The 14,750-nt window shown below is 67.5% G+C and carries 14 protein-coding genes; 8 read left to right on the forward strand and 6 right to left on the reverse strand.

Translation table 11 applies throughout. The features are described from left to right. Positions 1-74: 74 nt before the first annotated feature. On the reverse strand, positions 75-1,100 hold the full coding sequence (locus tag ATO9_RS00920) for an NADP-dependent oxidoreductase (protein WP_043743833.1): 1,026 nt from the start codon (positions 1,098-1,100) through the stop codon (positions 75-77). A 108-nt stretch (positions 1,101-1,208) separates the two neighbouring features. On the opposite strand from ATO9_RS00920, the gene smpB reads away from it, so the two are divergent. From smpB to ATO9_RS00935, 3 genes are all read left to right on the forward strand, one after another. Further along, positions 1,209-1,685, forward strand: a complete 477-nt coding sequence (smpB, locus tag ATO9_RS00925) for an SsrA-binding protein SmpB (protein ID WP_043743834.1) — start codon at positions 1,209-1,211, stop codon at positions 1,683-1,685. Between the two features lie 114 nt (positions 1,686-1,799). After that, positions 1,800-2,660 (forward strand): 3-mercaptopyruvate sulfurtransferase, encoded by an 861-nt coding sequence (gene sseA / locus ATO9_RS00930; RefSeq protein WP_043743837.1) that lies wholly within the window; start codon positions 1,800-1,802, stop codon positions 2,658-2,660. 1 nt (position 2,661) lies between these two features. After that, complete coding sequence (locus ATO9_RS00935) at positions 2,662-3,846, forward strand: amino acid aminotransferase (protein WP_043743840.1); 1,185 nt, start codon at positions 2,662-2,664, stop codon at positions 3,844-3,846. A 135-nt stretch (positions 3,847-3,981) separates the two neighbouring features. Here ATO9_RS00935 and ATO9_RS00940 read toward each other — a convergent pair whose 3' ends face one another. Continuing rightward, complete coding sequence (locus ATO9_RS00940; protein ID WP_043743842.1) at positions 3,982-4,437, reverse strand: cupin domain-containing protein; 456 nt, start codon at positions 4,435-4,437, stop codon at positions 3,982-3,984. A gap of 85 nt (positions 4,438-4,522) precedes the next feature. Between ATO9_RS00940 and ATO9_RS00945 the strand changes: the two genes are divergently transcribed. Continuing rightward, the gene (locus ATO9_RS00945; RefSeq protein WP_043743844.1) at positions 4,523-5,113 is read left to right on the forward strand and encodes a TetR/AcrR family transcriptional regulator; all 591 of its coding nucleotides are present in this window, start codon (positions 4,523-4,525) and stop codon (positions 5,111-5,113) included. Between the two features lie 105 nt (positions 5,114-5,218). Here ATO9_RS00945 and ATO9_RS00950 read toward each other — a convergent pair whose 3' ends face one another. From ATO9_RS00950 to ATO9_RS00965, 4 genes are read right to left on the reverse strand one after another with little or no spacing between them, the layout of a single operon-like run. Further along, entirely contained in the window at positions 5,219-7,282 is a 2,064-nt protein-coding gene (locus ATO9_RS00950) for a membrane protein (RefSeq protein ID WP_043743846.1), read from the reverse strand. Continuing rightward, entirely contained in the window at positions 7,282-10,056 is a 2,775-nt protein-coding gene (locus ATO9_RS00955; protein WP_043743848.1) for a DUF4159 domain-containing protein, read from the reverse strand. The genes ATO9_RS00950 and ATO9_RS00955 overlap by 1 nt, the downstream gene beginning before the upstream one ends. Further along, positions 10,053-10,955, reverse strand: coding sequence for a DUF58 domain-containing protein (locus tag ATO9_RS00960; RefSeq protein WP_043743851.1), 903 nt, complete (start codon positions 10,953-10,955; stop codon positions 10,053-10,055). The genes ATO9_RS00955 and ATO9_RS00960 overlap by 4 nt, the downstream gene beginning before the upstream one ends. After that, positions 10,952-11,980: an AAA family ATPase gene (locus ATO9_RS00965; protein ID WP_420329703.1), complete on the reverse strand. Its 1,029-nt coding sequence runs from the start codon at positions 11,978-11,980 to the stop codon at positions 10,952-10,954. Before ATO9_RS00965 ends, ATO9_RS00960 begins: the two co-directional genes overlap by 4 nt. 67 nt (positions 11,981-12,047) lie before the next feature. On the opposite strand from ATO9_RS00965, the gene ATO9_RS00970 reads away from it, so the two are divergent. From ATO9_RS00970 to ATO9_RS00985, 4 genes are all read left to right on the forward strand, one after another. Then, positions 12,048-12,644, forward strand: a complete 597-nt coding sequence (locus tag ATO9_RS00970; RefSeq protein WP_043743853.1) for a DUF1285 domain-containing protein — start codon at positions 12,048-12,050, stop codon at positions 12,642-12,644. Positions 12,645-12,664: 20 nt separating this feature from the next. Continuing rightward, positions 12,665-13,429 (forward strand): hydroxypyruvate isomerase family protein, encoded by a 765-nt coding sequence (locus ATO9_RS00975; protein WP_043743856.1) that lies wholly within the window; start codon positions 12,665-12,667, stop codon positions 13,427-13,429. 195 nt (positions 13,430-13,624) lie between these two features. Continuing rightward, entirely contained in the window at positions 13,625-13,999 is a 375-nt protein-coding gene (locus tag ATO9_RS00980) for a VOC family protein (protein WP_043743858.1), read from the forward strand. Further along, entirely contained in the window at positions 13,999-14,703 is a 705-nt protein-coding gene (locus tag ATO9_RS00985) for a helix-turn-helix transcriptional regulator (RefSeq protein WP_043743861.1), read from the forward strand. Before ATO9_RS00980 ends, ATO9_RS00985 begins: the two co-directional genes overlap by 1 nt. Positions 14,704-14,750: the final 47 nt, after the last annotated feature.

Raw genomic sequence — 14,750 nt, forward strand, 5'->3', positions numbered from 1 at the left:
TCATGGCAAATGGCCGGACGATGTTCCCACCGGTAATGGTCGGGCGCCCGCGACGCGGCGGGCGCCGTCTTGAATCAGCCCACCTTGACGACGAGCTTACCCAGATTCCTGCCTTTCAGAAGGCCCATGAAGGCCTCGGGCGCGTTTTCCAGCCCTTCGGCCACGTCTTCCGAATAGGCGATCTCGCCCGCGGCGACCTTGGGCGCGACCTCCTTCAGGAATTCGCCGAACCGCGCCACGTGGTCGGTCTGAAGCAGGCCCTGGATGGTCAGCCGCTTGACCAGCGAATAGCGCCACAGCTTTTGCAGCGGCATCGACCCCGTTTCGTCCGACTCGCCCGAATACCAGGCGATCATGCCGCAGATGATGACCCGCGCATGCAGGTTCAGCAGCGGGATCACGCCGCCCAGGGTCGGGCCGCCGACGTTTTCGAAATAGATGTCGATCCCGTCGGGGCATTCGGCGGCCAGCGCATCGCGCATCGCCTTGGCGTCCTTGCCCCGGTGATCAATGCAGGCGTCGAAGCCGAACTTGTCGACCGCCATGGCGCATTTCTCGGCCCCGCCGGCGACACCGATGACGCGCAGCCCGGCCTGCTTGGCCAGCTGGCCCACCATCGACCCGACCGGCCCGGTGGCGGCACCGACGACCAGGGTTTCCCCGGCCTTCATGTTGGAATAGGCGGTCATGCCCGCCCAGGCGGTGAAGCCCGGCATGCCCAGCACCCCCAGCGAGGTCTGGATCGGCGCCTGATCGGGATCGACCTTGCGCATCATCTTGGCCGGCTGCACCCCGTGCGTCGCCCAGCCGAACATCCCGAAGGCATGATCGCCCACGGCAAATTTCGGATCGTTCGAGGCGATGACCTCGCCGACCGCGCCGGCCTCCATCGTGCCGTCGACCGGAACCGGGGCGGCATAGCTCGGCCCGTCATCCATCCGACCGCGCATATAGGGGTCCAGCGACATGTACTTGACCCGCACCAGCACTTCGCCCTCGCCGGGTTCGGGCACCTGGCTTTCCTCGAGACGGAAATTCTCGTCCGTGGGGAAACCGTCGGGCCGCTTGGCCAGCACGATTCGCTTCATTGTCTCTGTCATGTTGAAATCCTCCCAATCGCGCCACAGGTTATAGACCTCAGCCGGAGTTCCAAGGGGGATCCGGCAAAGATGGACTCGACACCAGGAACCGACTAAGACCGCGCGATCATGGCCAAACCGAAGACAGACCCGAACTACAAGGTGATCGCCGAAAACCGGCGGGCGCGTTTCGATTACGCGATCGAGGAAGATCTCGAATGCGGCATCGTGCTCGAAGGGTCCGAGGTCAAGTCGCTGCGCCAGGGCGGCGCGAATATCGCCGAAAGCTATGCGTCGGTCGAAGACGGGGAACTGTGGCTCGTGAACAGCTATGTCGCGCCCTACGAACAGGCCAAGACCTTCCAGCATGAGGAACGCCGCCGGCGCAAATTGCTGGCCAACCGCAAGGAACTGGCCAAGCTGTGGCAGGCCACCGCGCGCAAGGGCATGACGCTGGTGCCGCTGGTGCTCTATTTCAATCATCGCGGCATCGCGAAGATCAAGATCGGCATCGCCAAGGGCAAGAAGAACGTCGACAAGCGCGACACCTCGGCCAAGCGCGACTGGAACCGCCAGAAGCAGCGCCTGCTCAAGCAGAGCGGCTGACCCCGTCCGCCGTCTGACCGCCGTCCGGCCCGGGCGCCCCACATGGCCCGCGCCCTTGCCTCATCCCCCGCACCCCTGTAGGAAATCTCCTCAGACCGAAGGGAGAGGCACAAGATGCAGGACGACCCGAAGACGCTTGTTTCCACCGATTGGCTGGCCGCTCATCTCGACGATCCGGACCTGCGGATCCTCGACGCAAGCTGGTACCTGCCGGCGATGGAGCGGGACGGCAAGGCCGAATACGACGCGGCCCATATTCCCGGTGCGCGCTACTTCGATATCGACGAGGTCAGCGACCTGCGCTCCGACCTGCCGCACATGGCCCCCCCGGTCGAGAAATTCATGTCCCGCATGCGCGCCATGGGCGTCGGTGACGGCCACCAGGTGGTGATCTACGACGGCGCCGGCATCTTCTCCGCGCCGCGGGTCTGGTGGCTGTTCAAGCTGATGGGCCAGGATGACGTCGCCGTGCTGGATGGCGGTTTCCCGAAATGGCAGGCCGAGGGCCGCCCGATCGAAGACATGGCCCCCATCGTCCGCGACCGCCACATGACCGTCCGCCGTCAGAACCACCTGATCAAGGACGTCACCCAGGTCTCCGCTGCGTCGAAACTGGCCGATACCTGCATCCTCGATGCCCGTCCCGCCGCTCGGTTCGCGGGCGAGGCCGATGAACCCCGCCCCGGCCTGCGCCGTGGTCACATCCCCGGCTCGCGCAACCTGCCCTTCGCCAACCTGCTGACCGAAGAGGGCTGCCTCAAGGATGATGCCGCCCTTAAAGAGGCGTTCGAACAGGCCGGTGTGGACCTCAAGCGGCCCGTGATCACGACCTGCGGCTCCGGTGTGTCCGCGGCGATCCTGTCGCTGGCGCTGGAACGGATCGGCCACCGCTCGCACTCCCTCTATGACGGCTCCTGGGCCGAATGGGGGGCCTTCCCGACCCTGCCGGTGGAAACCGGCCCCGGAGAGAATTGAATTGTTCGAAAACCTGCGCGCCCAGCCCGAAGATCAGATCCTCAAGCTGATGGAGCAATACCGGGCCGATCAGCGCCCGGAAAAGATCGACCTCGGCGTCGGGGTCTACCGCAACTCCCAGGGCGTCACCCCGGTGATGCAGGCGGTCAAGTCGGCGGAACACCAGCTGTGGGAAAGCCAGCAGACCAAGGGTTATACCGGGCTGGCCGGTGATCCGGCCTTCGTCTCGGCCATGTCCGACCTCGTGCTGGGCACAGACCTCGCCCAGGCCCGCCGCGCGGGCGCGGCGACCGTCGGCGGCACCGGCGCGATCCGGCAGGGGCTGGAACTGATCCGCCTCGCCCGGCCGGACGCCACCGTGCATGTCCCCGATCCCACCTGGCCCAACCACACCGCGATACTTCAGGCCATGGGCATGAAGCACCGCACCTACCGTTATTTCGACACCGAGACGGGCGCGCTCGACATGACCGGCATGCTCGAAGACCTCGCCGCCGTACCCGAAGGCGATGTCGTGCTGCTGCACGGCTGCTGCCACAACCCGACCGGCGCCGATCCCTCCGCCGCCCAATGGGCTCAGATCGCGGCGACCCTGCAACAGGTCAACGCCATGGTCATGGTCGACATCGCCTATCAAGGCTTCGGCGACGGGATCGAGGAAGACGCCGCCGCCACCCGGCTCCTCGCCTCCAAGCTGCCGGAACTGGTCATCGCGGTCTCCTGTTCGAAGAATTTCGGCCTCTACCGCGACCGCGCCGGTGCGGTTCTGGTGGTCAGCCTGTCCGCCCGCCACAGCGCAGCCGTACAGGGCAACCTCGCCACGCTGAACCGGCTGGCCTATTCCTTCCCCGCCGATCATGGGGCGGCGCTGGTGCAGATGATCCTCTCCAATCCCGGTCTGCGCGGTGAATGGATGGACGAACTGACCGCGATGCGCGACCGGATCAACACCCTGCGCACCGAACTGGCCGCGGCGCTGCAACGCGAAACCGGCTCCGACCGCTTCGCCTTCATCGGGGCGCAGCGCGGCATGTTCTCCCGCCTCGGCATCACGCCGGACCAGGTCGACACCCTGCGCGACGCCCACGCGGTCTACATGGTCGGCGACAGCCGCATGAACATCGCGGGCCTGTCGATGGAGCAGATCCCGACCCTCGCCCGCGCCATCGCCGACACCTGCGACTGACCACCCGGGGAATGACCCACGAAAAAGGCGGCCGTCCGAAAAGGACGACCGCCCGGGGCGGGTATCGGCGGGTCACTCCTCCCGGCCGATACCCGGCGGCAATGGACAGGTTCAGGCCCGGATTCAGGCCCGGACTCAGGCGGGCGCCATGATCGTCATCCCGGCCGCTTCCGCCTTGGCCATCACCGCGGCCAGGTCGGGTTCCGACGGCTCGGGCAACTCGGTCTGCCCCTCGGGCAGGGGAGTGCCGATCCCGGTAAAGAACTCGTCATGCATCTGCCCCGGCGCATTGGTGATCAGCACACGCGCCGGCGCGTCTCCAACCGCCTGGAAGGCATGCACGGCCCCGTCGGGCACGGCCACGTAATCGCCCGGCCCGGCCAGGAATTCCCTGCCATCGACCATGAAGCCGATCTGCCCGTCCAGAACGTAGAAGGACTCGGTCTCACCGGCATGGCTGTTGGGCGGCGCGCCGGCGCCAACGGGAACGGTGCATTCCACCATACAGAACTTTCCCTGCGTCTCCGACGGGAAGGCGTGAAATTTCATGAGGATGTTGAGGACATTGTAGGTGCGGGGGCGATCGGACATGCGAATCTCTTTCGGTTGAATGTGGGGTAAGTTAACGATACACTCGTCTCATAAAAAGACAAGTGTCTCATAAAGAGAGGGCCAGATGGCCGAAAACCGCGAACGACGCGCCCAGAAATCCCGCACCCGCCAGGCCCTGATGGCCGCGGCCCGCACCCTGCTGACAGATGGCGAAATCGTCACCGTCACCGCGGCGGCAGAGCGCGCGGGCATGTCCAAGGCCACCGCCTATCGCTACTTCTCCGACCCCGCGATCCTCGTGGCCGAGGCGGGGCTGGATGTCGAAGTGCTCAGCTATGACCAGGTGGTTGCGGGCGCGGAGACATTGCGCGACAGGCTGCGCGCGATCAGCCTCTACTTCCTCGACCTTGCCATCGATCACGAGGTCAAGTTTCGCCAGTTCGTCGGCCTGACCCTGACCGCCTGGCGCCCCGATGATGGCAAGACCCAATCCCGGCGCGGTGGTCGGCGGATGCCCATGTACCGCCAGGCGCTGGCCGAAACCGACCTGCCCGAAGACCGGAAAGAGGCGATGATCCGCGCCCTGTCCACCGCCACGGGGACCGAGGCGATGATCGCGCTCTATGACGTTCAGGGCTGCGACCGAGAGACTGCGCGCCAGACCGTCGCCGACATCGCCGACGCGATCATCGACCGCTATCTCGGCCCGGCCTGACCCCGGCGCCCCTCTTTCATCTGGCAGAAATATCCCGGGAGGTCAGGAGGGCAGCGCCCTCCTGTTGCCGTGCCCGCACGGCAAATCCCGCCGAACGGAAAACCCCTAGCGGCGGCCCTCGCGCAGCCAACCCGCCAGGATCAGCCCCGAGGCCAGCAGCAGCACCAGCCATTCCGGCAGGATCGGCACCTGGGTCACGTCGCGCGTCTCATAGGCCTCGCGCGGGGTCAGCCCGATCCAGCCACGCCCCGCCGCCGGACGTCCGGCGCGCACGTCGCGCAGCGATGGCAGACCGTCCGACAGGTTGCGCACGCCGCCCCGTGTCGCATCCACGACCGGCTCCAGCGTCTCGCCATCGGCGATGGTCTGTTCGAATTCCCGCGGTGCGGCGGGGCCCAGCCCGATCACGCTTTCCAGATCGCCCTCGGCCAGCCGGTACAGCCCGATCTCCGGCCCGGTATAGTCTCCGGTGAAGAGCCCCGGAGACGTCTCGTTCAGCTCGATCTCCTCGGTTTCGCCATCGGGGCGGGTGATGGTCACGGACCCGATACCCTCTTCCAGCGTGCGGCGGATGATGCGCATGGTCTGGCCGTTCGCTTCGGCCGTCAGCGCCTCTTCCTCCAGCTCGGGTTCCTTCATCATCCAGTGGGCCAGGCGACGCAGCAGCTCCAGCTGCGGCCCGCCGCCCTCGTAGCCGCGATTCCACAGCCAGGCATGGTCCGAGGCCAGCAGCGCCACGCGCCCCTCGCCGACACGGTCCAGGATCAGCAGCGGGCGGTCATCGATGCCCGACATCACGACCTCTCCGTCACCCTGGCTGGCATCCACGTCGATCTGGCGCATCCAGCGGCCCCACTCCCCGTCCCATTCGTTGCGCAGCCCCGAGGTCACGGGATGCCGCTCGCCCAGGTCGGTGACTTGCGGCGAATAGGGCCGTTCGATCACCCGCGCGGTCGAGGGCTGGGCGGGCAGGATCTGGTTCAGCGGCGAGCGATACAGCGAATCCGCAGAGGCAAAGTCCGGCCCCGCCGCAACCAGCACCGCCCCGCCGCGCTCCACGTATTGCCGCACGTTGTCGAGGTAGAGCGAGGGCAGGATCCCTCGCCGCTTGTAACGGTCGAAGATGATCAGGTCGAAATCGTCGACCTTGTCCATGAACAGCTCGCGGGTCGGGAAGGCGATCAGCGACAGCTCCGACACCGGCACGCCGTCCTGTTTCGCGGGCGGCCGCAGGATGGTGAAATGCACCAGGTCGACGGAACTGTCCGATTTCAGCAGGTTGCGCCATGTGCGGCCGCCGGCATGCGGTTCGCCCGACACCAGCAGCACGCGCAGGCGGTCGCGCACGCCGTTCATCTGCACGATGGCGGAATTGTTGCGCGCGGTCAGCTCGCCCTCGGCTTCCGGCGTGGTGAACTGGATCACGTTGCGCCCGCCATGCGGCAGGGTCAGCGGCAGTTCCAGGTCGCGACCCGTGGCCACCATGAAACGCTGCGGCTCCGCTCCGTCGATCGAGATATCCAGCGGCACCTGTCCGCTGTTCTCGGTCTCGGGCACGTCGCCGCTATCCTCGATCCGCAGGGTAAGGGTGACCTCTTCGTCGAGGATGGCAAAGGCCGGCGCGTTCTGCACGATCAACCGCCGGTCCCAATCCTCGGGCTGGCCGGTCAGCAGCAGGTGCAGCGGCGCGGGCAGGTCGGGGGCCTGGTCCAGGTCGTGCAGCCGCCCGTCCGACAGCAGGATCATGCCCGCGACGCGGGCGCGCGGCTCCTCGGCCAGGGCGTCCGACAGGGCGGTCATCAGCTGCGTGCCGGTATCGCCCTCGCCATCCGTCAAGGTGACGCGGCGCAGTTCGGTATTGGGGCGCGCGGCGATACGGGCGGCCAGCGTCTCCGCGGCCTGTTCCGTCTGCTCCGCCCGGTCTGACAGCCGTTGCGAGGCCGTCCGGTCCTCCACCAGCAGCACGATATCGGTCAGTGGCGCGCGATCCTCCTGCCGCCAGGACGGGCCCGTCAACGCGGCGATCACCACCAGCGCGGCCAGCCCGCGCAGCGCCCAGCCCGCCAGCCCACGCCAGACGGCCAGCGCGATGCCCGCCAGTGCGATCGCGGCGAACCCGGCCAGAAGCGGCCAGGGCAGGAGAGGGGAAAAGATCACGGTTCCGGTCATTACTGCCCCAGTCGGTCAAGCAACGCAGGCACATGGACCTGGTCGGATTTATAATTGCCGGTCAGCACGTGCATGATCAGGTTCACGCCAAAGCGGTAGGCGATCTCGCGCTGCCGTTCCCCGGCATAGCCGCGCCCGATCGGCACCAGCGGCCCGCCCAGGTCATCCACGGCCCAGGCCGCCGCCCAGTCATTGCCGCCGATCACCACCGGCGTCACACCGTCATTGAGGTTGCGGAAGGGCATGCCCTCGATCAGCTCGGCATCGGGCGGCGCGGCCTCGACCCAGACATCGCGGCCCAGGTGACGGCCCGGGAAATCCCGCAACAGGTAGAAGGTCCGCGTCAGCACGTGGTCTTCGGGCACCGGTTCCAGCGCGGGAATGTCCAGCGGCGCGGCCAGCGTCTGAAGCTTTCGCCCGTTGGGCGAGGACGCGCCGAACCCGGCCACATCCGCATCGCGGGTGTCGAACAGGATCATGCCGCCGCTGCGGAGGTAGCGGTTCAGCTTCTGATAGGCGGCATCCGACGGGATCGGCTGATCCGGCGTGATCGGCCAGTAGAGGAACGGGTAGAAGGCCAGTTCGTCCGTCTCCAGGTTCACCGACATCGGCGCCGCCGGTTCGACGGAGGTGCGGAAGTTCAGGATCTGCCCCAGCCCCAGCAGCCCGGCCTGGGCCAGTTCGTCGACCTGCGGATTGCCGGTCACGACATGGGCCAGCACGACTTCTGACGTGGCCTGAAGTGCACGGGCCGGGTCCTCGTCCTCCTGGGCGCGGGCGCCCTGAGGTGCGGCGGCCAGGGCGCCTGCCATCAGCGCCGCGGCCAAAGCTGCGGTGGCGCGCGATCCGGTCAGGCGGCCCGACAGGGCCAGCGTCGCGATGATATCCGCGCTCAGCAGGATCAGCGCCAGCGCCAGCAGCCAGCCGCCCAGCGGCTGTTCCTCGGCCCGCGTCATGCCCTCGACACGCAGGCGCGACGGCCATTGCGTCGCCACCAGTTCCGCATCGGATTGCAGCACGTTGCGTGCCAGCGTCCGGTCGCCGCCCTGGTACAGGCCCGGCTGAAGATCGGCCCCCAGCGGAGCGTCGATCAGCGCCTCGCCGGGCACGCCGGGCAGGGTGCCCGCAGGTTCGATCCGGCCCGTGGCGGTCAGCAATTGCACCGGCTGCCAGGTCGTGCCCTCCAGATCCGCGGCCTCAGGGCGATCCGCGGCCGAGGAGACCGACAGGCGCTCCAGCATCTGCACGAAAAGGCCCGACAGCGGCAGGGTCGACCATTCGGCGTTGGCGGTGACATGGAACAGCACGGTCTGGCCCTGTCCGATCTCTTTCCGGGTGACCAGCGGCGTGCCGTCCGACAGGCGGGCGATCACGCGGTCTGCCAGGGACGGGTCGGGCTGGGCCATGACCTGCGAGGAAATCGTCACGTCATCCGGCACGTCCAGCCCGTTGAAGGGCGAGGTCGCGTCGAAGGCGGCCAGCGTCTTGGGTTCGCCCCAGCTCATCGCGCCGCCGACATTGCGGCCGCCCGCCCGCAGGCGCACGGGCATCAGCGGGTCTTCCAGGTCGCGGCTCACATCGCTTGCGGCCAGCCGCGGCCCGGCAAAGCGCAGCAACAGCCCGCCTTCTTCGGCCCATTCGGTCAGCGCGCCCTCTTCGGCGGCGGACAGGGTGGCCACGTCGGCCAGCACGACGACATCGGGGTTGGCGGGCAGCACGTCCATCAGCGGGCCCTGCAACAGGTCCACCGACGGCTCCAGCGCCTTGCGCAGGTAATGCATCGGCGACAGCAGGTCGAGCGTCTCGCCCTCCTGCCGCGTGCCGATCAGCGCGACCTCGCGCCGGCGCAGGCTGTCATCCGACAGGGTCGTGGCCCCGGCGGTGCGCATGCCCGCGATGGTCAGATGCGTGACCCGCGCGCGCAACTCGGCCGGCAAAGACAACCCGGCACTCGCCTCGGTCTCGCCATCGGCAAAGGTCATCGCCAGGTTGGCCAGAACCCGCATCGTGCCCGACGGGTCGCGGCCCATGGCCTGAACCGTGATCTCCTGTTCCGACAGGGGCAGGGGGCGCAGGGCGGTGATCTGCAACGCGCCATCCTCGATCACGACGGGACGCAGGCCCAGAACGGGGCGGGCGGATTCGTAGATCGTGACGGTGCCGCGGTCCTCCAGCGCGTTCAGCAGCGCCGATCGGCCGGCCCGGTCCAGCCCGTCGGACATCCAGTAGGTGTCGAAATCGCTGTCGGGCAGCGACGCGGCGATGGATTGCAGGCTGGCCTGGTCCGGCTCCCACGCGCGGGGGAAGAAGCCCGGCAGGCGCGACCGCCACGTATCGGCAGGGCGGAAGACCGGCGCCTCTGGCGTGGTCAGGCGCAGCAGAGCGGCAGTGCGGCCCTGCCGCCCGGCCTCGGCCAGCATACCATCGATAAGGTCGGCGCGCTGGTCCCAGTCCCGGGCAGAGGCCCAGGACCCGTCCAGCACGATCAGCAGCGGGCCATTGCCCGTCTCGGCCTCGTCCTGCGGGTTCAGGATCGGTCCGGCCAGCCCGATGATGACGGCGGCCACGGCCAGCATCCGCAGCAGCAGCAGCCACCATGGCGTCCGGTCCGACACGGCCTCGTCATCGGTCAGCCCCAGCAGCAGCGCAACGCCGGGAAACCGGCGCCGGATCGGCGCGGGCGGTACCGCCCGCAGCAGCAGCCACAGGATGGGCAGGGCCGCGAGGGCCAGCAACAGCCACGGCGCAGCGAATCCGATCGGGCCCAAAGTCATGTCGTCCCCCGGTCCAGCGATTGGTAAATCTGCAGCAGCGCCGATTGCGCCGATGCGTCGGTATGGTGCAGCAGGTATTGCCAGCCCGTGGCCCGGCACAGATGGGTCAGGCGGTCCTTCCGCTCGGCCAGTCGGGTCAGGTAACGCTCGCGCAGATCGCCGGCCTTCAGGGTCTCATGTTCCACCGTTCCGCCGATGGATTGAAAGATCGTGCGCCCCTGGAAGGGAAACGCCTCTTCAGACGGGTCCAGCACCTGCAAAACGACGCCGCGAATCCCGCGATCGGCGGCCTTGGTCAGCGCCAGCTCGACCTCGGACAGGTCGCCCAGGTAATCCGACACGAACAGCGCGCGGGAATTGGGGATCATCGCCCTGTGTTCCGGCACCCCGTAATCGCCCGCATCGGGCACGGAAAAGAACTCGGCCAGCCGCAGGATCTGGTTCCGCGCGCGGCGCGGCGGCAGCATCGTGCCGGTCAGGCCGACCCGTTCGCCGCCCCGGATCAACAGGATCGCGATGGCCAGCGCCAGCAGCCGCCCGCGCTCGGATTTCTGAGGGAATTTCTTGTCCGACGAGAACATCATCGACGACGATTGATCGACCCACAGCATCACCGATTGCGCGATCTGCCATTCCCGTTCCCGAACGTAGCGGTCATCGGACCGGGCCGATCGGCGCCAGTCGATCATCCGTCGCGGGTCGCCGGGCTGAACCGGGCGATATTGCCAGAAATCGTCGCCCAGCCCCGCGCGCCTGCGCCCGTGATCGCCCAGCAGGACGGTCCCGGCCAGGTGCTCTGCCCGCGCCAGAAGCGGCGGGAAGGACGCGGCCTGGGTCTCTGCCCGCTGGCGAAGCTCCTGCGGATCCTGAAGCTGGGGTTGAGCGAAGCGGTCGCTCACGCGGCGGCCTCGGTCCGGGTGATGGCGGCGGCGGTCTGTTCGATCAGGTCGGGCAGGCTGTCCCCGCGCGCCCGCGCGGCAAAGTTCAGGCCCATCCGGTGCGACAGGACCGGGCGCGCCATGGCGACCACGTCTTCGGTGGACGGCGCAAGGCGGCCGTTCAGCATCGCCCGGGCCCGCACCGTCATCATCAGCGCCTGCGCGGCGCGCGGGCCGGGGCCCCAGCTGACGGTTTCACGCACCCGCGCCGAGGCGCTCGGGTCATCGGGGCGGCAGGCGCGCACCAGGTCGAGGATCTGCTCCACGATCGATTCGCCCACCGGCATCCGCCGCAGCAGGGTCTGTGCGGCCAGCAATTCCTCTCCGGTGAAGACCTGGTGGGCTTCTTCTTCCTCCACGCCGGTCGTGGCCAAAAGGATCGCCTTTTCGGTGTCGCGGTCGGGATATTCCACGTCGATCTGCACCAGGAACCGGTCCAGCTGCGCTTCGGGCAGCGGATAGGTGCCTTCCTGTTCGATCGGGTTCTGGGTGGCCAGCACGTGGAAGGGCAGGCCCAGCGACCGGTCCTCACCGGCGACGGTCACCTGCCGTTCCTGCATCGCCTGCAGCAGCGCCGATTGCGTCCGCGGCGAGGCGCGGTTGATCTCGTCGGCCATCAGCAGCTGGCAGAAGATCGGCCCCGGCAGGAACCGGAAGCTGCGCGACCCGTCCTCCGCCGTTTCCAGCACTTCCGAGCCAAGGATATCCGCCGGCATCAGGTCGGGCGTGAACTGCACCCGGTTGCCATCCAGCCCCATCACAGTCGATAGCGCCTCGACCAGGCGGGTCTTGCCCAGCCCGGGCAGACCGATCAGCAGCGCATGACCCCCGCACAGAAGCGAGGACAGGGTCAGCTCGACCACCTTTTCCTGACCGATGAACCGACGTTCGATGGACCCCCGCGCCTCGGCGAGTTTCTCTTCGACCGCCTCGATCTTGGCGACAAGATCGTCATCGGACATTTCGGTCGGGGGGGTGGCGGTCATGGCATAGTCTCCGCTTGGCGCTATATGTCCCTCAACTGTATCTCGCTCAGGTAGAATGGCAAAACCAATGTCTGCACAAAATAGTGTGAAACCCGACGCAGAGGGGATTGCTGCCTCTGCAAAGGCAGCCGCCAAGGGTCGCGGCCTGCCCCCCGTGCACAAGTGGAACCCGCCCGACATGGGCGATCTGGACATGCGGATCGCACGCGACGGCACCTGGTTTCACGAGGGCACCCCGATCAACCGGCCCGAACTCGTGCGGCTCTTCTCGACGATCCTGCGGCGCGACGATGACCGCTATGTCCTTGTCACGCCTGTCGAAAAGGTCGGCATTCAGGTCGAGGACGTCCCCTTCATCGCCGTCGATTTCGACGCCCAGGGCAGCGGAGAGGACCAGGTCCTGACCTTCGAAACCAATGTCGGCGACAGCGCCGAGGCCGGGGCCGACAACCCGATCCGCGTGGAACGTGATGCCGAAACAGGCGAACCTTCGCCTTATGTCCTCGTGCGGGATCGGCTCGAGGCGCGGATCGACCGCAAGAGTTTCTACCGCCTGATCGACCTCGGCGCCCATGCCGATCACGACGGCGTGTCCTGGTTCGGGCTGTGGTCCGGCGGCGTCTTCTTTCCCGTCATTCCGTCGGATCAGTTGACAGAGGGCTGAGGCCGGGCTTCTGTGGCCCGATGTTGAAATTCGCCGCGAATATTTCCTTTCTCTGGAAGGACCTGGCCCTGCCCAACCGCGTCCGTGCCGCCGCGGCGGCGGGCTTTGACGCGGTCGAGGTGCTGTTCCCCTACGACACCCCCGCGCCCGAGCTGAAGCGCGCGCTGGACCAGACCGGTCTGCCGCTGGCGCTGATCAACTGCCCGCCGCCGAACTACACTGGCGGCGAGAGGGGATTCGCCGCCGTTCCGGGGCAGGAAGACCGCTTCCGCACGGATTTCCGGCGCGCGCTGCGCTACGCCCAGGCACTTGGGGCGGGCCATCTGCACGTCATGTCCGGCCCCGCCGAAGGGTCCGAGGCCGAAACCTGCCTGATCGCCAACCTGCAATGGGCCTGCGATTTTGCGCCGGATCACAGCCTGACGATCGAACCGATCAACCCGCATGACATGCCGGGCTATTTCCTGAACGATTTCGATCAGGCCGCGCGGGTGATCGACGCCGTGGACCGGGCCAATCTGGGTCTGCAATTCGATGCCTACCACGCGCAGCGGATCACCGGCGACGCGCTGGCCTGCTGGGCCGCGCATGGGCACCGCGCCCGCCATGTCCAGATCGCCGACCACCCGGGCCGCCACGAACCGGGCAGCGGAGAGATCGACTTCCCGTCCTTCTTCGCCGCCCTGGTCGCGGATGGCTATGACGGCTGGATCAGCGCCGAATACGCCCCCGCCGCCGATGTCGAAGCGGGCCTCGGCTGGCTGGCAGAGGTCGCGCGCGGCTGATTGACCAAAGCGGTCCGGTCACACTGATATCCGCCCATCTGGACGTCGCCCGACCCCTGGCCTCGGGCTCCGAAGGGGTCCGGTTCTCACCCCGCTCCAAGCAAATCTCACCTCGCCACAAACCCTCCTGACAGATAGCTGTCAGGAGGGGTATGTCAGACACAGGTCATCGAAACCCAACCAGGAGCATCCGAAATGACCACCCAACCCATCGTCGTCTGGACCGAAATCCCCGTCCGTGACATCGCCAAGGCCTGTGACTTCTACAACGCCGTCTTCGGCTGGAACATGACGCCCGACCACACCTCCGGCCCCAGCCCCATGGCCATCTTCGGCAGCGGCGACATGGGCGCCGTCGGTGGCAACCTCTACGAAGGCGAACCGGCCCCCGCAGGCACCGGCAATATCGTGCATATCGCGGTCGCTGACCTCGCCGCAGCCACCGACCGCGCCAAGGTGGCCGGTGCCCGCATCGGCCAGGGCCCGACCGAGATCCCGCCGGGCACCTTCACCTTCATCGAAGATCCCGACGGCAACACGATCGGCCTGTTCCAGGGCCGGGCCGCCTGATGCGGCGTGCCGACCGCCTGTTCCAGATCGTCCAGTATCTGCGGGGCGGTCGCCTCACCACGGCCGCGATGCTGGCCGAGAAACTCGAAGTGTCGGACCGCACGATCTATCGTGACATCGCCGACCTGATCGGCTCCGGCGTGCCCATCGAAGGCGAGGCCGGGGTCGGTTACGTGATGCGGGCGGGCTATGACCTGCCGCCGCTGATGTTCAGCCAGGACGAGATCGTCGCCCTTGTCGCCGGGGCGCGGCTGATCCGCGCCTGGGGCGGGGTCGCCATGGCCGCCGCCGCCGAAGAGGCGCTGGTCAAGATCAACGCCGTCCTGCCCGATGCCGCGCGGGACCGGTCGGAACAGGTGCAAATCCACGCCTTCACCATGACCGACATGCCGCAGGAAGTGCGCGAACGGCTCGACCGGATCGAGGCCGCGATCAACGCCCGCCAAACGCTCGATGTCACCTACCAGCGCGAGGACGGCGCCGACAGCCAGCGGCGCCTGCGTCCGCTGTCGCTCTATTTCTGGGGCAAGGTCTGGACGCTCGTCGCCTGGTGTGAACTGCGCGAGGAGTTTCGCAGCTTCCGGGTCGACCGCATGTCCGCGATGACCGAAGGAGACCGCTTCCGCGAGGAACCGGGCCGCCGGTTGCAGGATTTCTACGCCGAGCAGCAGCGGCGCGGCTATCACCGGCCCATGGGAACCTGACCGCAGCCATTTGGCCCGAACCGATTTTGCACCGACGCGATACCGAC

The organism is Pseudooceanicola atlanticus (assembly GCF_000768315.1).
In the GTDB taxonomy this organism is placed as follows: domain Bacteria; phylum Pseudomonadota; class Alphaproteobacteria; order Rhodobacterales; family Rhodobacteraceae; genus Pseudooceanicola; species Pseudooceanicola atlanticus.